Genomic DNA, 26,512 nt, shown 5'->3' on the forward strand with positions numbered 1-26,512 from the left:
GTACGCTTACAAGGATACATTGAGGAGGAATACTGTGGCTAAAAAAGGACCAACACCAAGAAAGAAAAAGGGACCTCTCTATACATTTGACGTTCATGAGACAACTGAATTACTGCCGTTTTTAATGGATTCTATAAAAAGCAAGAGTCGAAATTCGATCAAATCATTCCTTACTAGAGGCCAAGTGGTCGTAAACGATGAACCTGTGACAAAGCATAGTACCGTGATTAAAAAAGGACAAACGGTTAAAGTATTAAAGACACCAGCCCCGTCAAAGGTTACCTTTAATGGATTAAAGATTCTCCATGAAGATGATGACATCATCGTTGTTGAGAAAGATTCTGGTTTGTTATCGATGGCTTCAGATAAGGAAAAGGAACAAACGGCTTATAAACAATTAACTGAACACGTGAAACGAGAGCAGCTGAAGAGCCGTGTGTTTATCGTTCATCGCTTAGACCGTGACACTTCAGGAATTATGGTGTATGCAAAAAACGAAGAAGCGAAATTGAAGCTTCAGGATAACTGGAAAGAGATGGTTAAAGAGCGTACGTACGTTGCATTAGTGGAAGGGTATGTAAAGAAACCCGAAGGTAAAATCGAGTCCTGGTTAAAGGAAACGAAAACATTCTTAATGTATTCAAGTCAACGTAAGAATGACGGGAAACATGCGGTGACTCACTATAAGAAGTTAAAGGGAAACAAGTACTTTTCATTAATGGAACTTGAGCTTGAAACAGGTCGTAAAAATCAGATTCGTGTTCATATGAAAGACCTTGGTCATCCGATCGTGGGGGATAAGAAGTACGGAGCGACTTCTAATGAAATAGGACGTCTAGGATTGCATGCGAAAGCTCTAGTGTTCGAGCATCCGACTTCAGGGAAAGTGTTGAAGTTTGAAACGAAAATTCCGCAAGCTTTTCAAAAGGCGTTGCAGAAATAGAAAGAGTAAAAAAGGAGGAAGGTCGTTCAACATTGAACGAGCTTCCTCCTTTTGTGTATGTTTACTTAAAGACGCGCTTTACGACTTTGCGAATCCCTTTCTCAGCTGCACGATGCTTCATCCGTTGACCGCCTCGTCCTTCTTTAACAGCACCCGCATCATTCTTTAAACGCGCAACCTTATATGCCTTAGATAATAGTCCCATTCGATCAACTCCTTTACATGATTAAGCTATTTATTACTAAACACTTCCCGCTCTATAGCCCCAATTAAACATAACGCTATAAAGGCGCTTTATCACAATAAAGTAAGAACGCGTGCCAGACACCCTTTAGGTCACTAAAGGGTGTCTGGCACGCTTCAGTTGACTAAAGGAAATTCCAAGGAAATGGAGATTGACTTTTAGGGGGGAGGGTGTATAAAATATAGTGTTGTAGTAGTGATTATATGATTGGTTTCATTGTAGCCTAATTTTATATCCTGCAAATATAAATAGAGGTGGAATTAAGATGGAAAAACAACAAAATTATCAAGTGTTATTGTATTATAAATATGTTCAGATTGATGATCCGGAACAAGTAGCAAGCGAACACTTAGAGTATTGTAAAGAGCTTGGCTTGAAAGGTCGTATCCTGATTGCTGGTGAAGGAATCAACGGTACGGTTTCTGGTACGATCGAACAAACAGAAAAGTATATGGAAGATATGAAAAATCATCCATTATTCGAAGGCACTACGTTCAAAGTGGATGCAGCAGATGGTCATGCATTCAAGAAAATGCACTGCCGCGCGCGTCCTGAGCTTGTAACGCTTCGTTTAGAAGATGATATTAATCCACATGATTTAACCGGTGAGTATTTGGAGCCGAAAGAATTCTATAAACGTATGCAAGAAGAAAATACAATCGTGATCGACGCACGTAACGATTATGAATATGACTTAGGGCACTTCCGCGGTGCAGTTCGTCCTGATATTGAGACGTTCCGTGAACTTCCGGACTGGGTACGCGAGAATAAAGAGATGCTTGAAGGCAAGCAAATCTTAACGTATTGCACAGGTGGTATTCGCTGTGAGAAATTCTCTGGTTGGTTAAAGCGCGAAGGCTTTGACAATGTAGGACAGCTCCACGGCGGAATTGCCACTTACGGGAAAGACCCAGAAGTGCAAGGTCAGCTATGGGACGGTCAAATGTATGTCTTTGACGAGCGTATTAGTGTTCCGATTAACCAGGTTGAACACAATATTGTAGGGGAAGACTACTTCGACGGGGAACCTTGTGAACGCTATGTTAATTGTGCGAACCCTGAATGTAATAAGCAAATTATTACTTCAGAAGAGAATGAGCACAAGTATGTGCGTGGCTGCACGCCAGAGTGCCGTTCTCATCACCGTAACCGTTATGTAGTTGAGCAAGGCTTAACGGAAGAACAGTGGGACGAACGTCTGCGTGCTTTAGGTGAAGAAAGAGCACAAGAGCAAACGAATTAATAGTTGGTATATAAAACCGCTTGGATCTATAAAGGTCCAAGCGGTTTTTTTTGCTTTATGGATCTTCTGGGCGGGATGGAATACATACCCCGAATTAGTACGTGTATATTGTGGGATATACATGGTTTAATCTAAATGGTCTTACTGCATTGGAAAAAATATAAAAAGTTATGTAGAAATACCTATTACGTTTTATTAAAAAGTCGCCGTTCACGGAGTATAGGCACGGCGACTTTTTTCAGTTTGTGTAAAGAGGAACAAAAGCCGCTGGAAAGCGACTGCTTATGTGGTATTTCCTTCATACAAAAAACCTCTCCACAAAAGTGAAGAGGTTGTAAAAGTCAACGTTATGTAGCCGTCCCGCTCTGCCGTCTTTCTGTTGCCTCAAAACCCGCGTAGGCAGGTGGGTTCTCGCATCATACCATTCAACTTCCCAAATCATTGGGCATGTTGGCAAGTATGAAATGTAGAGATCCCTGTGTTCAAGCATCGGTTTGAGACATACTGAAATGACGTACATGGCAGGGCTCGGCTCCCTCATTGAGCGAGGGGATCAATTTGTATTTTCTATATTACAAGGTAAGGGAGAAGATTTCAAGGGGGATGCTTTATTTATTTTTTCTAAGCTACCCAAATTACGTATAAGCGCCCAACATTTGGAGAAAGTACACTTGTAAACAACAAGGAGGCGATGCACGTGGATCAAGATCGAAATAAACAACCGGAAGAAAACGGCCCAGGTGGCGCAAATGACAAGCGCTTCTCTGAAGGAGAGAGCGATAAGACCTTAACGACAAGGCAAGGCCATTCCATACGAAACAATCAAAATTTGCGAACGGTAGGAAAGCGTGGTCCTTCAACGCTTGAGAACTATGAGTTCATTGAAAAGATTTCACACTTTGACCGAGAACGCGTACCTGAGCGAGTCGTTCATGCGCGTGGAACAGGAGCACATGGATATTTCGAAACGTATGGCAAGGTAGGAGATGAGCCTGTTGAGAAATATACACGAGCAAAAGTATTCTCAGGTAAAGGGAAGAAGACGCCTGTACTTGTGCGCTTTTCTACCGTAACGCATTCAGCAGGATCTCCTGAAACGCTGAGAGACCCGCGAGGCTTTGCGGTTAAATTTTATACAGAAGATGGGAACTGGGATTTAGTAGGAAACAATCTCAAAGTATTCTTCATCCGTGATGCGATGAAGTTTCCTGACTTAATTCACTCCTTTAAACCAGATCCTGTAACAAATGTGCAAGACAGCGAACGAATTTTTGACTTTTTAAGTAATACACCTGAATCCATGCACATGGCTACGTTCTTATTTTCTCCGTGGGGAATCCCTGCAAACTACCGTCAAATGCAAGGTTCTGGGGTGAACACGTATCGCTGGGTGAATGATCAAGATGAAGCGGTACTTGTGAAGTATCACTGGGAGCCTCTAAAGCAGGGCATTAAAAACTTAACCCAGGAAGAAGCGATGAAGATTCAAGGGGAGAACTTTAATCATGCCACGCAAGATTTATACGAAGCGATTGAGCGTGGAGACTATCCTGAGTGGGAATTGTGCGTGCAGATTATGGAGGATCACGAACATCCTGAGCTTGATTTCGATCCACTGGATGATACGAAGATCTGGCCTGAGGATCAGTTCCCATTTTTGAAAGTAGGGAAAATGGTGCTGGATCGTAATCCTGAGAACTATTTTGTTGAAATTGAGCAGGCTGCTTTTGGGACTGGTGTTCTTGTAGATGGGCTTGATTTCTCAGACGATAAGATGCTTCAAGGTCGCACATTCTCTTATTCGGATACGCAACGTTACCGTGTAGGGGCGAACTATTTGCAGTTACCTGTAAATGCTCCAAAGAAACATTTGGCGACTAATATGGAAGGCGGGCAGATGGCATATTATGTAGACCGTCCGGAAGGGTCCAATCCTCATGTGAACTACGAGCCATCTTCTCTTAATGGGTTAGAGGAGTCCAAGCGAAAGAAATCCTATTATGAGCCCTACGCAGAAGGGAAATTAACAAAGGAGTCGATTGATCGCAAAAATGATTTCAAGCAAGCTGGTGAGCGTTATCGTTTGTTTGAAGACTGGGAACGGGAAGATTTAATCACAAACCTTGTCAATTCATTGAAGCCCTGTGCCTCCCATATCCAGAATAAAATGATCCATCTGTTCTCAAAGTGTGATGAAGATTATGGGAAGCAGGTAGCCGAAGGATTAGGACTTGATCCAAACAACCTTGGATCGATGGAAGCGGAATTCAGTCGAGACATTGCGCCGACAAAAGGGAAATTACCAGATGAAGTAGGATCTCCATTAGGAAACAAAGACGCCGCTGACGCCGTAGAAGAAGCCGAACAACAAGGCCACGACGCAGAACCGTATTGATTACTTTAACACTATAAAGAACCACAGCGTGCCAGACACCCTTTAGTGCTTTACTGAAGTACAGAGGGGGGCTGGGGCGCTTTTTTATGTTGAAAAAAGGGAGGAGTTATTTAAAAATAGTAATTTTTCCTTTTAAATGGAATGGGTTTGGGGTAGAAGGGTTAGGAATACGTTTACATAGGAGGGTTCATATGAATCGAAGAAAGTTGATTGATTACAGCATTTTTATTCCTTCATTACTTATTATCGTAGCTATTAGTATCCCGTTTGCTCTTTATGAGAAGGAATCACTAAGTATACTAAATTCGATCTTCTCATTTATAGTAGATATGTTTAGCTGGGGGTATCTTTGGTATGGCATTCTTTTAGTTGGGGCAGGGTTGTATTTCTCGTTTTCGAAATACGGGCAAGTAGTCTTGGGGGATCCAAAAGAAAAGCCAAGATTCACATTGTTTGAGTATGCATCGATCTTGATCGCCATGGGAGTGGGGTCAACGATTATGCGGACAGGCATGTTGCAGTGGACCTCTGTTGCGAATGACCCACCAGCAGGCGTTGAGCCTGGCTCGGCTCAGGCAATCCTTTGGGGGAATGCATATAGCATGTTTTTATGGGGGTTTCAAGTCTTTGCCATTTTCGTTATGATTGCACCGGCAATGGGGTATATCTTGCATGTGAAAAAGCGTCCGCTTATGCGTATTTCTGAAGCATGTCGTGTATTATTTGGCGACCGATTTACGGATGGTTTGGGCGGGAAAATGCTGGACGCCCTTTTCCTCATTAGTATTCTAGCAGGTGCTTCTGTTACATTAGGGCTTGGTGCACCAATCATCACGCATAATTTATCTGCCTTGTTTGGTATGGATGTTACCTTTGGTTTAACAATTGTCGTGACAATTGTATGGGTGTTCCTATTCTCGCTCAGTGCTTATTTAGGAATTGAAAAAGGAATCAAGCGTCTAAGTACCTTTAATATGTACCTAGCAGGCCTTTTTGCTGTATTTATTATTGTGGCGGGGCCTGGCGTCTTTATACTTAACTATTTCTCAGATAGCGTCTCATTCTTACTGTCCCATTATCTTAATATATCATTGAACACAGATTCTGTTCACCAGGGAGAGGCTTCCCATATCCAGAGTAATACGGTATTTTGGTTTGCCTATAGCGCCACTTGGGCAATGCTTCATAGTGTTTTTGCCGCTAAGATCTCTAAAGGGCGTACGATAAAAGAAATGATTTTAACCTATTTATTAGCTCCCACACTCATATCCTGGGTGGCTACTGGAGTATTAGGAGGACTTGGCGTTCATCGCTACTTGAAAGAAAACATGGAAGTGCTGAATCTTGTAAAAGAAGAAGAACGAATGGCTGCCATACCAGAAATTCTATCAACCCTTCCATTTGGGGAAGTGGCGATTGCTATTTTTATGATAGTAGCACTTATCTTCTTAACAACAACGCTCGACTCGACGACGTATACAGTGGCAGCCTATACAAGTACAAGAGATATGAGTAAATACGAGCCTCCGAAGAACCTTCGTATTATCATCGCAGCTGTTATTACAACATTAGCGCTCGTTCTGATGAGGGTTGGTGGATTAGCACCTCTTGAAGTGGTATCAGGTCTAATGGGATTACCGGTCATCATCATACAGTTTGTCTTAATTTATGCAGCTAAGAAAATGATTGATGAGGATCAAGCGTATTCGTATAATGTGCGGTCTTCATAGGAAAAGCCCAGGCCATTTTAGTCTGGGCTTTTAGTTTATTAATAGAGATTGATTGATTAAGAAGGGTCTACCATTACTTTTCGGATACAAACTTTGATGATATCTTTTTCTGATACTTTCCATGCTACGTCAACATCTATTTCTCGTTGTTGTTCTCCTATTTCTACAGTAACTGTTTTCGTACCAAAGTTTTGTAGAACAGGCTCTCCTTCACAAAGAACAGCAGCTCAATGTGACCCATATTCCCAATATAGAAAGTAGACCTTTATAAAAAAAGAGTCTGCTTTTTTATATATGAGAAAAAGAGAATCAACTGAAAAAGTTCGACAATCTAAATCGAATGAACCCGGAAAATAGTACTTTTTTTCGAAATACAATTGTAATGTAAGCGGTGCCTTTTTGAGGGGGGATTGTAGGTCAGGGTGCTTGAAATAGCGGAGTGAATGGTTTCTTTACAATTAACTAGGAATTTATTCCCTCATACTGACCTCTGTTACTTTAATACCTATTCAATGATTTGATAAGTGTGGTAACCTATTTTTGAATTTTAAGAATATGATACAGGGATGAACAAGCTCCTTTTTGAGGAGGATGAGATACCACATGAACGTATTTACAGATGATGAGATTGGGGAACATCTTCTGAACGTCATAAATGAAGAGTTTAAGGATGCTGATCTAGTTGAATTACTCGGGACATTTGTGAGGCATAAGCAAGAAGAAGGGTTTTCCTTTGGGCGCATGGTTCATCTTCATTATGCTCTGTTCGGCGGTCAAGACCGTTCAGTGGCTCTGCAATCGGTTGCTGCAGTTGAAACGTTTATATTGGCCCTGGATATACTAGATGATCTTGAGGACCAGGACGGATCGCAGAAACTTTGGATGGAAAAGCCTGTTTCCGTTTCAATGAATGGGTCCACGGGACTTATAATGCTTGCTACTTCCATGCTTCAAAGGGTGGATTCGTCAGGACAATCGGTTGCGTGTCTATCTCAATCAGGAATGAGAGCGGTAACAGGCCAGCATCATGACCTATTAGAGTCAATTAACTCTGAAGAATCGTATTTCCGAATGATCGAGCATAAGTCAGGTTCTCTTATGGCCCTAGCCTGTATGGTTGGTACGCTTCTGGCTAAAGGGGAGGACGATAAACTCGTTAAAGCCTATTCGATTGAGTTTGGCTGTGCGGCTCAGCTTGCTAATGATCTTGAAGATGCTCTAAGACTTGATTCTACAAATGATATCTTGCATAGAAAGCGAACACTCCCTACCCTTAAATTGTTGGAACAAGAGGGAGAGAATGCGGACTGGCTTCGGCACTATTACTGCGAGGGTATGACAGAAGATGATTTCTTAGAGAGAAAGAAGGAGATCTTTGAATGGGCGTCCACATCTTCCGCTATAACCTATTCAATGGTAAAGAAGCGGGTTTATCAGTTAAGGGCTATTGAAAAGGTTGAGGACGTGGATGGAGAAGAAGAAATTAAAAACCAACTGATTGAGTTTATGCAGTCTATTTAGGAATACCTCAGGAAGAATGCTTCTTGAGTTTAATAAACTATAGGGGAATGAATAGGAGGAATGTGTCATGTTACAAACAGTGGTGGAGAAATTAGTCGGAAATCCAGATCTTCTTAAGCAATGGAAAGAAGGAGCGGTTCGCTTTGAGGGTCTATCTCAGACAGAAGAACTTGCATTAATAGACGTGTTTGATTCAGAGAACACAGCCGAAATAATGAAAATGTCATTCTGGAAGTAAAGGAAACAATCGATTTTGTAGAAGGGATAGCCAGAGATGCTCTGGCTATTTTTTCTCTTTAAAAAGGTGGTTCTATGCAAAAACATCGTCAAAGTACCCGCACTATTCTATTAGTGGGGATGGCTATCGTTGCAGTAGCATTCTATCTCTCGTATGTAACGATAACAGAGCCTTATGTTGGTTTAAATGTAAAGAAAGACGAGCAAGGTGAATGGGTTGTAACAAATGTTGATCCGATTGGTTGGGCAAGTGAGGAGGGGATAGAAAAGGGGGATGAAATTGTTGACCTGAATGGAATTCCTCCTGGAGCCCATCGTTCAATTCGAAAATTCGGAGTAATTGATAACTTTTCAAAAATTACTGTGACACAAGATGAAGGTAAGGTGACGTATGAAGACGATGAACAAGAGCTTCTATTATCTAGTACTCTTCTTTACCATACAGTCATACCAGTTCTTGTGTTTGTTGTTCTCTTTACATTTAGCGGATTTATTTATATGAAAAAAAGGGACGACCGGGCAGCGTTGATGTTTTCGGCGTTTTTGCTTGTTGTGGGATATGGGTATATTAGTGCGGGAGCTTCGGCCAGGACGGATGATTTGGCTCGCTTTATTAATGGCCTGTCCTTATTAATGGTGCCGGCTTTATTCTTGCATTTTTTAAGTCATTATTTTAAACGGTACTCGATTAAGCTTGTGAGTCGAAGGATGTTAGTGTCTCTTTATACAATTAATTTACTCATTGTTTTGATGGATACTTACTCTATATTTATTCCAATGGGGGATCAGTACTCGGTGGTCAGACAGCTACAGCTATTTGGTTTTTCATTCGGGATCTTTTTGTGCTTATATATACTCATTACGCGCTATATTAATTATCGGAAGACGATTCATAAAGCTGTCTTTCAAAATATGATTTTTGGAATTGTCATTTCTTTTCTCCCATTTATTTTGTTAACAGCGATGCCAAGTGCGATTGTAGGTATTGACATTATACCTGCTTCGATTACATCGGTGTTCTTGTTATTTTTACCGTTGTTTTTCTTATATCTCATATTATCGAACCGGTTATTTGATATAGATTTTATCAATAGTAGAATTCGGTATTATTCTTTTTTATCCCTTGTATTTACTGTCCTTATTCTTGGTATACTCGTTGTCGCAACTTCGTTTACAGTTGTACAGTGGATTCGTATTGCGATCTTGCTCTATGTTTCCTTTGGGCTGTTATTTTACTTGGAGGATAAATTACATATTCGCCCTAAGCTATTTGGGGAGAAGTTCAATTATCAGGTTAGCCTAGATCGATTTTCGAAAGATTTGCCGAAGTTGTTAAATCGGGCTGAGCTTGATGATCGGTTAATCGAGGAAGTAAAATCGGTGCTACCGGTCAACCGGGTGGCGCTTGTGAAATATGGGAAAGACACGTGGGATGTGAAGGAGATCAAAGGGGATGAGACGATCTCTGTTATTGCTTTACGTGAAAATGTAGATAAGCGGATCCGAATGAAAGCACCTGGTGACTACGTAAAGATTCATCAGGGGATGTGTTTCCTTGTAAGTGAGAGTAACGATGCCCTCTATTTATTGTGGGTAGATCAGAAAGTAAACCATACGCCATTTAACGAGGATGAACGGTACTGGCTTCAAATGCTTGCTCATTATACAAGTATTGTATATGAGAACTTCCAGCTCATTGAAGGGGTGACGGAGGAATTAAAGCGTTCTATGTACCAAAATACCGATGCCCCCCTTTGGCTATCACGTTTGTTATTCAATTTATCTGAGAAAGAACGAGCCCGTCTTGCCTCTGATCTACACGATGAAGCGCTCCAAGAACAGCTCGTTTGGTACCGAAAAATGGAAGCCATGATGGAGGACAAAGACATGCCCGACCAGTTTGAGGAAGAATTATCAGAAGTGAAAGAAGGATTGCTAGGGGTCGTTCAACAAATCCGCGAAACGTGTACCTTCTTAAGACCTCCGTTTTTACGAGAAACAGGAATAGTAGAGGCATTAAATCAACTGATGGACTACTATCGAATGAGGTCGGATTACCAAGTTGACTTCCATTCAGAAGGATTCGGAGCATCCCCGGACCATGAACACTCCCTTGCGATCTACCGCGTCGTTCAGGAACTACTGAATAACGCATCCAAACACTCTGGTGCTAGTTTTGTAGAATTTGAGTTGAAGAGTGATCGAGGTATGATTGTGTTGAATTATAAAGATAACGGTGTTGGTTTACCTGAGAAAAATAAACAAGATTTATCAAAAGGCATGGGACTCACCGGAATCCGCCAGCGTGTCCGGAGTTTAGAAGGACACGTCGAGTTCCTCTCATCCGATGAAGGTGGGTTAGAACTTTCCATGGCTTTATTTATGGAATAGATAGGTCCGTTTCCAAGTGGAGAGCTTGGACTTGCTGGGGGACAACTCGCTTTCCTGCGGGGAGCTGGGGAGCCTCCTCGTTCGCTATCGCTCTCTGTGGGGTCTCCCCTAGATTAAAAGTGTAGGAGTGGTGCCTAGGACCGTACGGATAAGTCAGCTTTTTGGAAAAGGCGTTAAGCCTTTGGAAAAAAGGTGACTTATCACGCTAGGTCCTCCACTCCAAAACTAGATAGGCTCCTTACCCCGCGGGAGTCTCGCAGTCCCCCAGCAAGTCCTGGCAATAGTGAGGGAAACGGACCCTCTAATTGTAGTGGAGGTGGGGAGCTCAGTTCTCCGAAATCGCATGTTTCCGTTCCCTCTAATATGGAAAAGGTGGGCCTGGAAACTGCGAGACTCCCGTGGGTAGAAGAGCCTAGGTGAGACCCCGGAAAGCGCGTAGCGCTTGAGGAGGCTCACCAGCTCCCCACAGGAAAGCGAGTGGTTTCCAGGCCCTCCTTACTCTAAATAAAAGCTAACGGAAACATCCTCTCAATTCCATTGACAGAGTCATATAAAAAAACAGACAATTTAAGCTTAACTTGTGGGGAGAGACGTACATGATTCGTATATTACTAGTAGACGACCATCCTTCTGTTGGGGAAGGTACAAAAGTCATGATCGAAAAAGAAGAAGATATGCAAGTGACAATCGTGGATGCTGCTGGGAAGGCATTACCACTTGTACAAGAGCAAGATTATGATGTGATGCTATTTGACCTTCGCATGCGGGGGATGAATGGGATCGAATTGGTGAAAGAAGTTCGCGCTCTTGGGAAAGACGCGCCTATATTAATCTATACTGGGTACGATATTGGCCCCTACTTTAACACCCTAATCGAAGCAGGGGCTTCTGGGTTCATTAATAAGACAGAACCAAGGGATCAGTTAATTCTTTCTATTCGATCCGTTTTAAAAGGAAAAGTTATATTGCCTGTCCAATTGTTCAAGCAGTTACGTCGTATGGAAGTTCAAGTGGACCATGGGAGTAAGGAAGAGCAAGTGGAAGAGGTACAGCAGGAAGAGATTCAGGAAGAGGTATCTATTAATTCGAAGGAACAGAAAATCTTAATGGAAGTGGCTAAAGGGAAAAGCAACCGAGAAATTGCGAGTGATCACTTTAAGAGTCAGCGCACTATTGAATATAATCTTACTGAAATCTTTAAGAAATTACAGGTGAAATCAAGAGCTGAAGCCGTATTAAAGTCTAAACAACTTGGCATTATTTCAGATGAAGACCTAGCGGATTAAAGAAGCTCATAACATAAGAGGGACAAGCACCCATTCGCACAGCAGAAGCCGTGCAGGTGCTTGTCCCTCTTTCTTACACTAAAGCAAAACAGCGTGCCAGACACCCATCAGTGCGTTAAAGCAGCGCAGGGTGTCTGGCACGCTTTAGTTTGGTAAAGTTTATGGTTTGGCATTGGTCCAGTATTTGTAGGAGTGGACGAGTGTGCCGTTGTAGGTTGGATGGTCTTTTAGCTTTGAGTTTAGTTGATCGATTTCTTGTTCCATATAGGCTGCGCCTTCTTCGTAAAATGATATATGGTCCACGTATGGGTTTTCTTTCATTTCGACTGAGAGTAGGATTTCTTTGTTCAATTCAGCGGCATGCTGAAGTTCTTCTTCTGCCATATACATAATTCCCCCGCTACCTTCGGTGAAATCTCGAAATGCCATGACAGACGTGTGATCCATTGTTTTAATGACCCACCTATTAAAAGGCATCCCTTTACCAGGAGCGGGGTCTTCGTCAAACCACATGGCTAGGTCCATGCTTGCTTCAAGGTTGGAGTTACGTTTCGTTTCCTCCACATAGAACTCTAAGTTACGGATCCATTGGGATAAGAGGTTTTCCTTATCCTCGTCCCATTCGTTTAAGACGTATGGCTCAATATCTAAATGGATGCCTTGGAATGTAGAGGATGCTGATACATGTTGATTGTAGTCTTTTACGTAGTCAATTAATTTCTTTATTCGAAAGCGTTCGCTCTCCTTGGCCCAGGTTGGGTGACCACCCATGGCGTGAACCTCAATACCTGCCTCATGAGCCTTCTGAACGAACTCGCTATAGGAAGAATAGGGTTCGCGTAAATCTAGACGCGCGTAGATGAAGTTAAGATCTTCTTCTTTCGCAAATGCTAAAATGTCGTCTCCTTCTTGAATCAAACGTTCTGCTTCCCATATATAAGTCCCTCGAACAGACTCCTGTGCTTCCTCAGATTCGCCTGGGTCTATTGGATCTGAAGGATCAAGATTTAATTGGTCTTTTACATACTGATAGCTTTGAAAAGCGGTACCACTGTAACTCGAATGTTCTCCTGCATGCTCTTCAAGGACCCCTAAATGCATGTTCATATCTGCAATTCCTTCTTCTGCAAACGATACATAATCAAGGTCGGTGTCTTCCATAGTAACCCCAATCATAAGAGGGCGCCCGAGTTCGTCCGCTGTTTCTAGTTCTGTTTCGATGAGCGACATAATGCCATTGTTACCTTCAAGCGTTTCCCTAAAAGCTAAGACCGTTGTTTGATCAAATTGTTCGATCATCCATTCGTGGAAAGGCTGCCCACCAGAGCCTGGTGCTTCAAGTGCATCAAGCCAGAAAGGAATCGTTCCTGTAACCTCTAACTCGGAATCTCTTACTTTCGTAGTGAAAGTCTTTATATTCTCTTTCCACTCTTTTAAAACGCGTTCTTGGTCCTCGTCCCATTCAGGTAAGTGATAGGCTTGAATATCAATGTTGACCCCTTTAAAACGAGAGGCTTGTTCTGATCGAGTGTTGTAGGACTTGATCCAATCTGCAAACTCGGTGACAACATCCTGATGAGTCGTAAGTCCCCAAGAAGGATTTCCGCCCCATGCGTATACATCTATTCCTTTATCACTAGCTTGTTTTATAAAGTTTTGATAGAAGGAATCTGACTCTGATTGATCAAGCTCTATGTAAAGAAGGGTGACTTGTTGATCCTTCGCTGCCTTAAGAACCTGATCACTTTCTGATGAGAGTTGCTCCTTATGAACATACATAGCGTGATCTGTGTCTGGTGAATGCTTAAACCCAAGTAATAGAAAGACGACCCCTGTGAACATAAACAAATAAAAAGACTTTCTCATTGTGTTCCTCCATCCAGTAAAATAATGTCGTAAAACGGTCGTTTTTGTTGAAAGCGCTTCAATTGTGGAATCGTTCTCTTCTATTCAAAACCCCGCATTTCGGAACCATAATTATCCCCCGCTTCATTTGACAAAAGTAGCAATGACAAGGGCTTAAGCGTTTTCGTCATCTTTTCATATTCGAGTTCCGAAACTAGAAATAGGGGGGCAACGCAATTGAAATTCGTGATTCCGAAATAGGGTTTTCGAAGATGAAGGTGTCGAACCGTGTTACGTTAATAACTGTGTTAAGGCAAGTAGCAATTTTAAGTTAAATGTTTGTCAGATAATTTTCAAGACCAAATCGGCAGTGAAAGAAAAACATGAAAATGTAACTACACTTCTTACACGGGAGGGGAAAGAGTTATCTCAGGCAAGAAGATCGGGGTAGGGGCTATTCTTTTTGCAGTTGTTTTAACGATCAGCTATACGTTGTTATCTACGGGTAAGCCAGTAGAGAGTAAAACGATGGAAGACGGCACTAAGATGAAATTTCGTACCCAACAACAAACCATTGAAATCTATCAAAACGAATCCTGGTCGCCTCTTTCTATTAAAGGGGTGAACCTGGGAGCAACTCAGCCGGGGTACTATCCCGGATCACTCCCTCTTGATCAAGAGACGTATAAACGTTGGTTTAGAAGTATGAAAGATATGGGAGTGAACACCGTTCGTATTTACACCATTCATGAGCCAGTGTTTTACGAAGCGCTAGTCGAGTTCAACCGGAACCATCCTGAAGATCCTCTTTATTTCATTCAAGGCATATGGTCACCGGTAGAACAACTACGTGAAACAGAAGATGCTTTAGCACCTGAAGTAACGTCCGCTTTTAAGAAAGAGATTGAAAGAGCGGTCGGTGCGGTTTATGGAGAAACGACGATTAAAGAAACTGCAGGGAAAGCAAGCGGAACATTCGACACAAATGCGGCACCGTATTTACTAGCCTGGCATTTAGGAACAGAGTGGGATCCAAAGATGGTTCAAAAAACAAACAACACACACGAAGGTGAGGTTGTATTTGAGGGGGAGTCCTTCAAAGCAACAGAAGAGGCGAACCCATTTGAGTCGTGGCTTTCTGAACTCTTAAATTACACAGCTCAACTTGAAAAAGAAAAAGGGTGGCAGCATCCAATGACCTTTACAAATTGGGTGACAACAGACCCGCTAGAACATCCTGAAGAACCACTCATTATGGAAGACAAAGTGAGTATTGATGCTACACATATTAAGGAGCAGGACTGGGACGGAGGCTATTTTGCTTCCTTCCATGCCTATCCTTACTACCCCGATTTTTTGAGGCTGGGAGAAGCTTATGAAGATGTGTTAAATGAAGAAGGCAATCCAGACGCTTACAAAGGCTATCTCAAAGAATTAAAAGAGTATCATGCCGAAATGCCGATCATGATTACCGAGTTCGGTTTACCATCTTCGCTCGGTGTTGCCCACTTAGGTCAGTTCAACCGGGACCAAGGAGGGCACACAGAAGAGGAGCAAGGGAAGATGAACGCTGAACTGTATGAGCTAATCAACGATGAAGGCTATGCAGGTGCTGTTCTTTTCACTTGGCAGGATGAATGGTTTAAGAAAACATGGAACACCATGCCATTTGTGGAAGAGGGGCGGCGAGCCTATTGGTTTAACTACCTATCTAGCGAAACGTCTTATGGACTCGTTGGCATGTACCCAGGCTTAGAAGATGACATCCGAATTGACGGCAGCAATGAGGAATGGGATGACCTTAAAGATGTACAAACACACAACGTAAAGGATGGTTCTCTCGAAACCATTTCCTTTACACATGATGAAGGGTATATCTATGTTAATGCTCGATTGTCGGAAAGTTACGAAATAGATCGTGAACCTTTTCGCTTAGGAGTAGATACACTGCCAGGTGGTTCGGAGGCCTCTTCTTCAAAAAGGGGAGTTGAGGCACTCATTACACTAAGTGGTAAAGAGGGTGAGGTTAAACTCTCATCAGATTATGACCCGCATCATCGATTGTATAAAGACGAGCTAGCGGCTCAGCCCTCACTAAATCAAGACTACGTTCCTTGGAAATTACCTGTAAGTCTTAAACTTGAACCACCAAACACAAGACATGCCCATCCGTTTGAAGATGTGGCTGTTGGAGGTTTAAAGAGAGGGGATGCAGGAGCATTCCAAAGTAAAGATTACGATCCGCAAGCCCTTTGGGAGATGAAAGGAAACGTAATCGAGATGAAGATTCCTTGGGTGTTACTCGGCTTTTCTGATCCTAGTCAGCGCAAGGTTGTGAGCTACCCGGATCAAAAGGAATCATTAAGTATGAAGACTGAATCAGTTGAATCGATCAACTTCCTCCCACTTATCGGAGAAGACGCCGAAACATCGTTCTCTTATACATGGGATAAATGGAACAAAGTAAAGTATTCAGAGCGAAAGAAAAAAAGTTTTTATTACATGAGAGAAGCTTATACAAACTAAAGGAGGACTGTGTATGTTTTTCAATTTAGAAGCGGCTATTTATGTCATTTATGTACTGGCAGGAATCATGACCATTATGTCATCCATTATTATCGGCATTAAAATTAAGAAAAAACGAACGCATAAGAAAACAGAAAAAGTCATGCATGAACATGAAAGTTACTTCAAATACGTAACGCAACAATTAGATTCAAAGGAATCGTTACATGCTCCAAAAGCTGAACTCACAACATTTGAGAAGAAAGTTTTCCAGCGTGAGTTAGTTGAACGTATCGAGCGTCTATCAGGAGCACAACGTGAAAAGCTCATCCAATTATGTAAAGATCTTGGCCTCATTGAATTCAACTTGAAACGATTGAAGAGTGGACGCCATTATGTCCGTCTTGAAGCCGCTTATAACTTAGGCGCTATGAGAAGCGCGGAAGCTGTTCCGAGTCTTTGTAAAATGCTTTATAAAAATAAGAAAGACTCAACACGCTTTATCATAGCAAGGTCCATTGCTCAAACCGCAACATCCACAGGGCAGATCAATGACATGATCCATTATCTAGCGAAGGATCAAGAGAATAACTATCAATTGATTGTAGATATTGCCAAAGAGTCTGACTTGGATTTACACGCACCATTCATTTCTTTATTAAAGGAACCAAATCCAGAACTGACCAAGGTAGGGCTGTTTGGGTTAAGAGACCAGCCTGATTCTGAAATGCATTCCATCCTTCGGCCTCACCTTCAATCAGACGACTACGATATTCGTATGAACGCAGCGAAGCTAATGGTTGCCTCTGGAGGTTCATCGTTACAAGAAATGGAACAGTTCATGAAGTTTAAAGATGAAGAAATTCGCTTGTTTGTAGCAGAATGGATTGGTGAGACAGGCGTGAAGAAGTATCTAGAAGTACTCGAACTAGGTGTCCAAGATGAGGATAAACAGGTTGCAAGAAAGAGTGCGAAGAGCCTTTCTTTATTAGGGGATTCTGGCTTCCGTATCCTATGTAAGCTTGCAGTAAGCGATTTACGAAACGGAACGATCGCTTTTGAAATAATCCATGAATACTTGAAAGAAAGCGCTGCTGGCTATTCTACGAATCGTAAAGTAGCTGATTATCATCGTAAACTATCGATTTATGAAACCTACTTCGGCAAGGACCAAGAGCTTATCGACGCCATGTAATTGGTAGAAAGGGGAGAGGCATGAGAGAAATATTATTCGGTTACGGCATATTCGCGATGTATTATGTCATAACCATCAACACGATCTACTTCGGGATTATCTTATTCTCATTTAAAGAAATCTCTAAAATTCTAAAAAGCACGACTTTCTCAAAATACAAATCATTATCAGGATCGAACAACGTACCTCCCATATCGATTCTTGTACCAGCCTTTAACGAGGAGTTAACGATTATAGAAAACGTTCGTTCCCTTCTCGCTCTACACTACCCGAAACACGAAGTGATTGTCGTGAATGACGGATCAAGTGACGACACGGTTGGTGTTCTAATTAAGGAATTTGAACTTCAATATTACAAACCAACATCAATCAAGGATGTCATTAAGACAGCGAAGGTGAGAGGGCTTTACTACAACCCTGATTATCCGAACCTTTACGTCGTGGATAAAGAGAATGGTGGTAAAGCAGACTCATTAAATGCAGGGATTAACTTATCCAGTTATCCACTCATATCTTCCATTGATGCGGACTCATTATTAGAAGAAGACGCACTTATTCGAATTGCGCGTATGTACATGGAAAAGCCTGAAGAATATGTTGCAATCGGCGGGAATGTTCGTATTGCTAACGGCTGTAAGATTGAAAATGGCGTTGTGAAAAATGTAAAACTACCAAAAAAGCTACTACCAATGTGGCAGCTAGTCGAATATATGAAAGCCTTCTTAGGTGGACGTATAGGCTGGAGTTCAGTGAATGGTTTAATTATCGTCTCTGGCGCGTTCGGTGTATTCCGTAAAGATTATGTAGTTGAAGTAGGGGGCTACCGAGGTGGTTACCCAGGTGAAGATATGAACATTATTATTAAACTTCACCGTCATATGCTTGAAAACAATTTACCGTATAAGGTTGCCTTTTGCCCTGACGCTGTTTGTTGGACGCAGGCACCTGATACATTCAAAATCCTTGGAAGCCAACGTAAACGCTGGGGTCGAGGAAACTTGAAGAACATGATCGAGGAAGGTCGTTTTATGTTTATGCGTCCGAAATACAAGATCATGGGTTGGATTACGATTCCCTATAACATCATTTTCGAAACGTTAAGTCCTTATTTCAGAATTACAGGATTACTTGCTCTAATTGGATATGCTCTTATGGATATGTCAGGTTGGAAGATTTTACTCGTCTTCAGCTTAATCAATATTCTTTATGGAACATTACTTGGAATAGGGTCCATGCTTCTTGAAGAGATTGCCTTCCAACGTTATCCGAGAATACGAGATTTCTTTAAAATGCTAATCTACACAATACTAATGTTCTTTGGTTATAGACAGCTTGGGATTCTGTGGAGATTCTTAGGTCACATCGACTTCTTCCGTAAGAAGACATCTTGGGGAACGATGGTGCGAACAAGCTTCAATGAAGATAACAAATCAGCTTAATACAAAAAGGGGGTAGAGAGCTGTGGAACAGCAAGTGGGATCACGGATTATTCAGACGTTTCATCATTTCCTGGAGTATTATCAGGAAAGCAACTTAGCTTGTGGAATGATTATCGCTCGCGCAGATCTTAATGCCAAAGAGCTTGAAAAGCTGAAAACACATATGGAACGCCTCGAGCCAGAGGTGGGTGTACAGTTTAGTCATGATCAGACAGAAGGGTTGATTGGTATATTACTAGACAACCGCACCATTGGGTATTCCCACTTTTATTCCTTATATGTGAAAGACTTCTTAGAGGAGAACGGCTTTCTTTCAGGTTCCATATTGGTTGGAAGCTTCCCTGAAAGCAGTCCATATGCAGAGCAGATGCTTTTTGATATGGTTTCTGAAATCATTTCAGAAAACGGGCCTCAAGGTGAGATCCGTGTATTTAAGAAGGAAAATAAGAAAAAGGAAGATACGATTTTACTCGTGGATAGCGACGAAAAAGTATTAGAACTAGTTACCTCGTATTTTAATCATAAAGGGTACACCGTTCATACCGCTACTGATGGTAAAGAAGGTGTAGCTCAATACGAGAAACACCATCCAAGTCTTGTTATTACAGAGATTAATTTATCAGCTCTTGGTGGTTATCAGTTCATTCATCATATTCAACATTTAGAAGATGTAAAGGCTGCGCCGATTATGGTGCTTACGAATAAGCAATTAGAAGAGGATGTAAAGCGAACATTTGAATACGGGGTATCCGACTATGTCACGAAGCCATTTTCGTTAATGGAACTCGAATCACGAATGGTTAAGTTATTACAAGCGGTTCATTCATAATTTATTTAGGGGGACTTATTCATGAAATATGCAAATCATTTAGCGCAGAAAATTGAAGCGAAAAAAGCAAATATTGGTGTAATCGGTATGGGTTATGTGGGACTTCCGCTAGCGGTTGAAATGGTGAAAGCCGGTTTTAATGTAACAGGAATTGACCTTGACCCGAAAAAAATTAACGCACTAAAAGCAGGAGATTCTTATATTCAGGACATTACAGATCAAGACCTTAACGAAGCACTTGAATCTGGGCGTTTCCGTCCTTCAACAGATTATGACCTTGTGAACGAATTAGACGCCATCAGCATCTGTGTTCCAACACCTTTAAGTGAGAACCAAGATCCTGACACGTCCTATATCACAAGTGTAATCGAGAAAGTGAAACCGAATATGAGAAAAGGAACATTGATCACGCTTGAGAGTACGACGTACCCAGGGACTACAGAAGAGCTTATTCTGAGCGAATTCAATAAGTTAGGCTATCAAGCTGGTGAGGACTTCTTCTTATGCTACTCGCCTGAGCGTGTAGACCCAGGTAACGACACGTTTAACACGAAGAACATGCCAAAAGTAATTGGCGGAGTAACGCCGCAATGTAGCGAGCTTGGTGCAAGCTTGTACCAAAACTACGTAGGCAATGTTGTTCCTGTTTCATCTCCACGAGTTGCTGAGATGTCTAAGCTTCTTGAGAACACGTTCCGTAGTGTGAATATTGCTTTCGTTAACGAAATTGCGATGATGTGTGAACGAATGGACATCGATGTGTGGGAAGTAATCGACGCAGCAGCGACGAAACCATTCGGATTCATGAAATTCCAACCAGGACCTGGTATTGGCGGTCACTGCATTCCGCTTGATCCAATGTACCTTTCTTGGAAAGCAAAAGGATTTCGTTTCTACAGCAAGTTCATCGACCTAGCTCAATCCATTAACAGCAACATGCCTGATGTAGTTGTATCTAAAACATCACAAGTTCTTAACGTATACGGACGTTCTGTTAATAGCTCAAACATCTTAATCCTTGGCATGGCGTACAAGCCAAATATTAGTGACCTTCGTGAATCTCCAGGTCTTTATCTTTATGAGCTCTTTAAAGAGAGCGGGGCTAACATAGAGTATTGCGATCCACACGCTCATAGCTTCATTGATGATGACGGTGAGATTGTAAGATCGGTTCCTTACAACAAAGAGCAGTTGAAGAAATATGATTGCATGGTACTTGTAACAAATCACTCTGATTTTGATTATCAAGAATTAGTTGATCTTGGTGTACCAATTGTTGATACTCGTAACGCGTTTGAAGAGTTTGATCGCGAGCATATCCACAAGCTTGGAACATCTTCTAAAGTTCACACAAAAGATCATTCTATTGCACTATAAGTAAATGTAATAACCATTCTACTATTAAACACAACAAAGGGAGATGAGATATATGTGCGGAATCATGGGGTATATCGGACAACAGCACACACAAGAAATTTTAACAAACGGACTAGAGAAGCTTGAGTATCGCGGCTATGACTCTGTTGGAGTGGCGATCCATGACGGAGAAGCGGTTCAAGTAACAAAAGCAGAAGGGCGCTTAGATAACCTGGCGTCCCGTCTACAAGACGCACCGCTTCAAGGTTCTATGGGGATTGGTCATACACGTTGGGCGACACATGGTCGTCCTTCTGATGAGAACTCTCACCCTCATACAGATAGTGAAGAAACAGATTTTGCTGTTGTTCACAACGGAATTATCGAGAACTATATCGAGCTAAAGCAAGAACTTGTTGCAGAGGGCGCAACATTCACTTCAGAAACAGACTCAGAAGTCATCGCGCATTTACTTACGAAGCTATATGATGGCGATGTTGCATCAACTATCCGACAAGTCGTTGCAAAGCTAGATGGTGCTTATGCGTTAGGTGTTGTATCTCGTCATACTCCAGGTAAACTATTCGCAGTTCGACAAGCAAGCCCGCTTATTATTGGCTCAGGAAACGGGGAGAACTTCATAAGTTCAGATATCCCAGCTATCTTAGAGCATACACGTGATGTGTATATCCTAGAAGATGGAGAAATGGCTGTACTAACAGAAGAAAGCATTTCTTTAATGGATGTTACAACAGGGAGCGCTATCTCTCGTGACTTATTCCGAGTTGATTGGGACATGGAACAAGCGGAGAAGAACGGCTTCGACCACTTTATGTTAAAAGAAATTTTCGAACAGCCGAAAGCTCTTGAGAAGACAATGGCGGGTCGAGTAGACAAAGAGACAAATGAAGTTGATTTCCCTGAGCTTGCTTGGACAGAAGAACAAGTAGCGAAGTGGGATAAAGTTCACATTGTAGCCTGTGGAACAGCTTACCACGCTGGACTATTAGGGAAAGCAGCGATCGAAGAGTTAACGCGTACACCAGTTGATGTAGAAGTTGCATCAGAATTCCGTTACCGCAACCCAATTGTAAATGAAAATACGCTTGTCATCGCGGTAAGTCAATCAGGTGAAACAGCCGACACCTTGGCCGCGCTTCGTCAAAGTAAGGAACTGGGCGCAAAAACGTTATCCATTACGAATGTTGTAGGGAGCTCGATCTCTCGTGAAGCCGATAACGTTATTTTAACCCTAGCAGGACCGGAGATTGCCGTGGCTTCAACGAAAGCATATACGACTCAAGTATTATCGTTCTATCTACTAGGCATTTACTTAGCTCAGAAGAAGAAGCAAATCACACCAGAACAAAATGCTCAATACATGACTGCTCTTCAGCAAGTACCGGAGCAAATGGAAGAGATCTTGTTCCATAACGATGAAATTAAAGAGTACGGTGAATCCATTAAAGACGCGAAGAGTGTGTTCTTCTTGGGACGTGGAATCGATACCGCAGTGGCACTTGAAGGGTCATTGAAATTAAAAGAAATTTCATATATCCATTCTGAAGCTTATGCTGCTGGAGAATTAAAGCATGGTACGCTTGCCTTGATCGAAGAAGGGACACCAATCATCTCCCTACTTACTCAAGAGAAGCTGTACGATAAGATGCTTGGAAACATTAAAGAAGTGAGCGCACGAGGAGCAAATGTTTTAGGTGTAACGATGAGAGGGAATGTGAAAGTAACACAATACGTCGATGAGACTTGTTTCATACCAGAAACATATTCTCTATTCACGCCATTACTATCCGTTCTTCCTCTACAGTTGATTTCCTATTACACATCTCTAGCGCTTGGAAACGATGTGGACAAGCCGCGTAACCTGGCTAAGAGTGTAACGGTAGAATAAATATAAAAGGAGGTTCCCTCTTGCAAAAGGAACGTCACGAAACAACGCTCGATGAATCAAACTTGAAAACGATCATGCTAGGCATCCAAGAGAAAATTAACGACCAAACCATCTCAGAAGATGGCCAAATCTTAACCAAACTAATTAACGACCTGCGCCCCCATTTCCAACAAGCAGGCAAAGAATAACATACACCAAAAGACACGCTTTATCCATGTAGCAAGCTAAAGCGTGTCTGACACCCTTTAGTGAAGTGAAGCGTGCCAGACACCCTTCACCTCACTAAAGTACATATGAGAGTGAGGGAGTGAAGGATATGGAACGTACATATGCTGTTGTGTTAGCGGCTGGTAAGGGAACGAGGATGAAATCGGATCTTCCGAAGGTGCTTCATCCTGTTTGTGGAAAGCCGATGGTTGAACATATTATAGATTTACTAAGAGACTTACAAATGAACGAAATTGTAACGGTTGTGGGTCATAAGAGTGAGATGGTACAGGAACAGTTGGGAGAGTCTGTTACGTATGCTCATCAGTCTGAACAATTAGGGACGGCGCATGCTGTTCAAATGAGCGCAGACCAGTTGGCTCATCAAGAAGGGACGACTGTCATCATCACAGGAGATACCCCTCTTATCACGAGCAACACCGTTCAGAACTTGATCGATCATCACCGTGAAACAAATGCCGCAGCGACGATTTTAACAATGCTTCCTGAGGATCCAACAGGGTACGGACGAATCGTAAGAAACAAAGACGGAAACGTTGAGCGTATTGTGGAACAAAAAGATGCTACCCCTGAAGAGCAATCCATCGGGGAAGTGAACACAGGGATCTTCTGCTTTGATAATAAGTTATTATTCCAATCTCTAAATCAAGTTGGAACGAACAACAATCAAAGCGAATACTACCTGCCTGATGTAATTGAAATCCTAAAAGAGCAAGGATATACAATCTCAGCTACCTCAACAGAGGATGTAGCTGAAGGACTTGGAGTAAACGACCGGGTTCAACTTGCTAAAGCAGAAGAAATCATGCAACAACGAATTATTGAGCGTCATATGAAGAATGGTGTTTCTTTCATAGATTCTTCTTCTAGCTACGTTGAGGCCGATGTAAAGATTGGCCAAGACACACTGATTGAGCCCCGCGCTCATATCAGAGGAAAGTCGGTTATCGGTTCTTACTGTGTAATTGGACCTGATGTTGACTTAAAAGACCTTGAAGTTCGGGACAAAACTAGAGTTCAGAACTTCTCAATGACGAATGATATTTGTAAAATCCCTATTCATTCATAAAGGGTGTGAAGATTTTTTGTGAACAAACTTAATAGGGTCCTCAAAACGTACAAGATTCCCGCTATAATCTTGAGTGTGTTCATTATTTTAGGAGTGGGTTACATGATCTTAAGTGAAGATCAAAATCAATCGAAAAAAGCAACTTGGATTTGGGACGTCTCTAAAATAGAGGAAGACCCTGAACAGGCGGTTTCCTTTTTAGAAGAAGAAAAGGTGAACCTGGTTTATCTTCATATTGATTTTGAAACCTTTAAACCAGGCCCGTTTCGTTCCTTTATTCAGCACGCCAGTAAAGCGGATATCGATGTTTATGCGCTAGGTGGAGACCCAAACTGGGCGCTTATTAAGAATAGGGATAGTCTCGATCGGTTTGTGTCGATTGTTCATGATTACAACAACATGGTCGATGAGGATCAGAAATTCGCTGGCGTTCATGTTGATATTGAACCATACCTCTTATCTCAATGGAAAGAGGATGCTGACAATGTAATCAATCAGTGGATGATGAATACCGTTCATTTAATTCGAGAAGCGAAAGAACAGGATCATCTGCAAGTCAGTGGGGATTTTCCTTTCTGGATTCATGAGAAAAAAGTTCCTTATAAGGACCAGACGTTAAGTGAGTGGATGATTGAGCACTATGATTCCATGACGTTAATGGCCTATCGAAACAAGGCAGAAGGACCAAACAGCATTCAATCTATTTCAAAGCCGATTGTCAATGAAGCTAGCAAAGAAGGGAAATCCATTATAGTCGGGGTCAATGTCATAGATAGTTCAGAAGGAGCTCACACCACATTCCACGGTGATAAACCAGGAACAATGAACCAGGAATTAAAGGTTTTAGAAGACGCCTACAAAGGGAATAAAGGCTTTGGAGGCACAGCGATACATGATTATTCGCATTGGATTGACCATGCGGATTAATTATAAATAGATAGACTTTGGAAAAAATGCATCTCCCCCTTATTATAGATGCAAAAAAAACGCAATCCACCATGAGTGTGGATTGCGTTTTTTATTTGGTCTCAGCTTGAAGACTTCAAGCTAAGAGGACATTTTAGTATGGAGAGGGCCGTTACGTTTATGAGGGTTAGGGCTGGATGGGGGACAACTCGCTTTCCTGCGGGGAGCTGGGAAGCCTCCTCGTTCGCTGTCGCTCTCTGTGGGGTCTTCCCTAGGCACCTTATCCCGCGGGAGTCTCGCAGTCCCCCATCCAGCCCTGACGATAATGTGGTGAACGGACCTACACTCAAGTGCCTACCTGACTTTACTAATCCATTTTTGGCGTGTTTCCGTTGCTCACAATTTGGCAAAGATGGGCCGGGAAACTGCGAGACTCCTGCGGGAAAAAGAGGTCGGCGAGACCCCGCAGGGCATGATTTTTGCCCGAGGAGGCTCGACATCTCGCCCGCGGAAAGCGAGTGGTTTCCCGGACCATCTTACTCTACATCAAAGTCACGGAAACATTCTCTTAGCTTCAAACTTCACATGACATGACTCTAGTGAAATATAAATTATATAAAGCCCTACACATCAGCGTTAATTTGGATGGGCGGTACTGGTGGGATGGGGGCGATTTGTTGGCCGAGGGGTGGGCCGCCTATGACGAAGGCCGGTCCTTTTCCTTCGTTTGGAGGATATCCATATGGATAGGGACCTGGGCATTTTGGGGAATAGGGAAATGTAGTAGAGTAGAAGGGTGGGTAGAAAAATAAGGCATCGTATACACCCCAGAAGATATCCCCTGTTGCGCCGAAGGGGAACCCTCGGAATGGGTAGCCGTTCCAAAATGCGTCACGCTCGAATGTTTTCTCTTTGTTTAGGGGGATCAGGGGGCGATTTGGTTGTTTCATAGATGATTACCTCCTACATAAATAGGGATCCTGCGTTAGTCTATGCAGCAAAAAGGAAGAAGGGAATGGGACTTAAATAATAAAAGCAGGTGATGAGATGAATGACAAATCCTCTATAGAGAAAGCAATGAAGAATGCGAAGGCGTCTGTTGAGTTAGAAGGATTCAATCTAACAGAAGAGCATGAACAACTTGTTAGAAAGAGTTTGTCAGGAGAAATAACGCACGAACAATTTGTAGAGATGACTTTGGAACTTGTGCAGCAACGGTGTAAATAATCTAACTATAAAAC

General features: G+C 42.2%; 21 protein-coding genes and 1 other RNA gene. 18 read left to right on the plus strand and 4 right to left on the minus strand.

What is annotated here, in order from left to right:
- Positions 1-34: 34 nt before the first annotated feature.
- Positions 35-943: an RluA family pseudouridine synthase gene (locus ACYX4O_RS06375; RefSeq protein WP_476355591.1), complete on the plus strand. Its 909-nt coding sequence runs from the start codon at positions 35-37 to the stop codon at positions 941-943.
- A 61-nt stretch (positions 944-1,004) separates the two neighbouring features.
- Here ACYX4O_RS06375 and ACYX4O_RS06380 read toward each other — a convergent pair whose 3' ends face one another.
- The gene (locus tag ACYX4O_RS06380; RefSeq protein WP_476355593.1) at positions 1,005-1,148 is read right to left on the minus strand and encodes a hypothetical protein; all 144 of its coding nucleotides are present in this window, start codon (positions 1,146-1,148) and stop codon (positions 1,005-1,007) included.
- Between the two features lie 304 nt (positions 1,149-1,452).
- Between ACYX4O_RS06380 and trhO the strand changes: the two genes are divergently transcribed.
- Positions 1,453-2,430 (plus strand): oxygen-dependent tRNA uridine(34) hydroxylase TrhO, encoded by a 978-nt coding sequence (trhO, locus tag ACYX4O_RS06385; protein WP_476355595.1) that lies wholly within the window; start codon positions 1,453-1,455, stop codon positions 2,428-2,430.
- 353 nt (positions 2,431-2,783) lie between these two features.
- Here trhO and ssrS read toward each other — a convergent pair.
- A non-coding RNA gene (ssrS, locus tag ACYX4O_RS06390) (6S RNA) lies at positions 2,784-2,961 on the minus strand.
- A gap of 160 nt (positions 2,962-3,121) precedes the next feature.
- Here ssrS and ACYX4O_RS06395 point away from each other — a divergent pair.
- From ACYX4O_RS06395 to ACYX4O_RS06420, 6 genes are all read left to right on the plus strand, one after another.
- Positions 3,122-4,825, plus strand: coding sequence for a catalase (locus ACYX4O_RS06395; RefSeq protein WP_476355597.1), 1,704 nt, complete (start codon positions 3,122-3,124; stop codon positions 4,823-4,825).
- A 191-nt stretch (positions 4,826-5,016) separates the two neighbouring features.
- The gene (locus ACYX4O_RS06400) at positions 5,017-6,555 is read left to right on the plus strand and encodes a BCCT family transporter (RefSeq protein ID WP_476355599.1); all 1,539 of its coding nucleotides are present in this window, start codon (positions 5,017-5,019) and stop codon (positions 6,553-6,555) included.
- A 603-nt stretch (positions 6,556-7,158) separates the two neighbouring features.
- Positions 7,159-8,076: a polyprenyl synthetase family protein gene (locus tag ACYX4O_RS06405; RefSeq protein WP_476355601.1), complete on the plus strand. Its 918-nt coding sequence runs from the start codon at positions 7,159-7,161 to the stop codon at positions 8,074-8,076.
- Positions 8,077-8,143: 67 nt separating this feature from the next.
- Entirely contained in the window at positions 8,144-8,314 is a 171-nt protein-coding gene (gene comX, locus ACYX4O_RS06410; protein WP_476355603.1) for a competence pheromone ComX, read from the plus strand.
- A gap of 74 nt (positions 8,315-8,388) precedes the next feature.
- A complete protein-coding gene (locus tag ACYX4O_RS06415; protein WP_476355605.1) occupies positions 8,389-10,704 on the plus strand; it encodes a sensor histidine kinase in 2,316 nt (771 codons plus the stop codon).
- A gap of 596 nt (positions 10,705-11,300) precedes the next feature.
- A complete protein-coding gene (locus tag ACYX4O_RS06420; protein WP_476355607.1) occupies positions 11,301-11,990 on the plus strand; it encodes a response regulator in 690 nt (229 codons plus the stop codon).
- 159 nt (positions 11,991-12,149) lie between these two features.
- On the opposite strand, the gene ACYX4O_RS06425 is transcribed toward ACYX4O_RS06420, so the two are convergent.
- Complete coding sequence (locus ACYX4O_RS06425; RefSeq protein WP_476355609.1) at positions 12,150-13,856, minus strand: hypothetical protein; 1,707 nt, start codon at positions 13,854-13,856, stop codon at positions 12,150-12,152.
- A gap of 525 nt (positions 13,857-14,381) precedes the next feature.
- Between ACYX4O_RS06425 and ACYX4O_RS06430 the strand changes: the two genes are divergently transcribed.
- From ACYX4O_RS06430 to ACYX4O_RS06470, 9 genes are all read left to right on the plus strand, one after another.
- Positions 14,382-16,361: a hypothetical protein gene (locus ACYX4O_RS06430; protein ID WP_476355611.1), complete on the plus strand. Its 1,980-nt coding sequence runs from the start codon at positions 14,382-14,384 to the stop codon at positions 16,359-16,361.
- A gap of 13 nt (positions 16,362-16,374) precedes the next feature.
- Positions 16,375-17,535 carry a HEAT repeat domain-containing protein gene (locus tag ACYX4O_RS06435; RefSeq protein WP_476355613.1) on the plus strand — a complete coding sequence of 387 codons (1,161 nt, stop codon included), beginning with the start codon at positions 16,375-16,377 and terminating at the stop codon, positions 17,533-17,535.
- 20 nt (positions 17,536-17,555) lie between these two features.
- Positions 17,556-18,974 (plus strand): glycosyltransferase family 2 protein, encoded by a 1,419-nt coding sequence (locus tag ACYX4O_RS06440; RefSeq protein WP_476355615.1) that lies wholly within the window; start codon positions 17,556-17,558, stop codon positions 18,972-18,974.
- 22 nt (positions 18,975-18,996) lie between these two features.
- Complete coding sequence (locus ACYX4O_RS06445; protein WP_476355617.1) at positions 18,997-19,803, plus strand: response regulator transcription factor; 807 nt, start codon at positions 18,997-18,999, stop codon at positions 19,801-19,803.
- A 21-nt stretch (positions 19,804-19,824) separates the two neighbouring features.
- A complete protein-coding gene (locus ACYX4O_RS06450; RefSeq protein ID WP_476355619.1) occupies positions 19,825-21,180 on the plus strand; it encodes a nucleotide sugar dehydrogenase in 1,356 nt (451 codons plus the stop codon).
- Positions 21,181-21,232: 52 nt separating this feature from the next.
- Positions 21,233-23,068: a glutamine--fructose-6-phosphate transaminase (isomerizing) gene (gene glmS / locus ACYX4O_RS06455; RefSeq protein WP_476355621.1), complete on the plus strand. Its 1,836-nt coding sequence runs from the start codon at positions 21,233-21,235 to the stop codon at positions 23,066-23,068.
- 20 nt (positions 23,069-23,088) lie between these two features.
- Positions 23,089-23,256: a hypothetical protein gene (locus ACYX4O_RS06460; protein WP_476355623.1), complete on the plus strand. Its 168-nt coding sequence runs from the start codon at positions 23,089-23,091 to the stop codon at positions 23,254-23,256.
- A gap of 128 nt (positions 23,257-23,384) precedes the next feature.
- Positions 23,385-24,365, plus strand: coding sequence for a bifunctional UDP-N-acetylglucosamine diphosphorylase/glucosamine-1-phosphate N-acetyltransferase GlmU (glmU, locus tag ACYX4O_RS06465; RefSeq protein WP_476355625.1), 981 nt, complete (start codon positions 23,385-23,387; stop codon positions 24,363-24,365).
- A gap of 102 nt (positions 24,366-24,467) precedes the next feature.
- Positions 24,468-25,292 (plus strand): hypothetical protein, encoded by an 825-nt coding sequence (locus tag ACYX4O_RS06470; RefSeq protein ID WP_476355627.1) that lies wholly within the window; start codon positions 24,468-24,470, stop codon positions 25,290-25,292.
- Between the two features lie 602 nt (positions 25,293-25,894).
- Here the strand turns inward: ACYX4O_RS06470 and ACYX4O_RS06475 are convergent.
- Positions 25,895-26,221: a hypothetical protein gene (locus tag ACYX4O_RS06475; RefSeq protein ID WP_476355628.1), complete on the minus strand. Its 327-nt coding sequence runs from the start codon at positions 26,219-26,221 to the stop codon at positions 25,895-25,897.
- Positions 26,222-26,318: 97 nt separating this feature from the next.
- Between ACYX4O_RS06475 and ACYX4O_RS06480 the strand changes: the two genes are divergently transcribed.
- The gene (locus ACYX4O_RS06480) at positions 26,319-26,498 is read left to right on the plus strand and encodes an antitoxin VbhA family protein (RefSeq protein ID WP_476355630.1); all 180 of its coding nucleotides are present in this window, start codon (positions 26,319-26,321) and stop codon (positions 26,496-26,498) included.
- The last annotated feature ends 14 nt before the right edge of the window (positions 26,499-26,512 follow it).

This window comes from Pontibacillus sp. ABV4_188, from assembly GCF_056311905.1.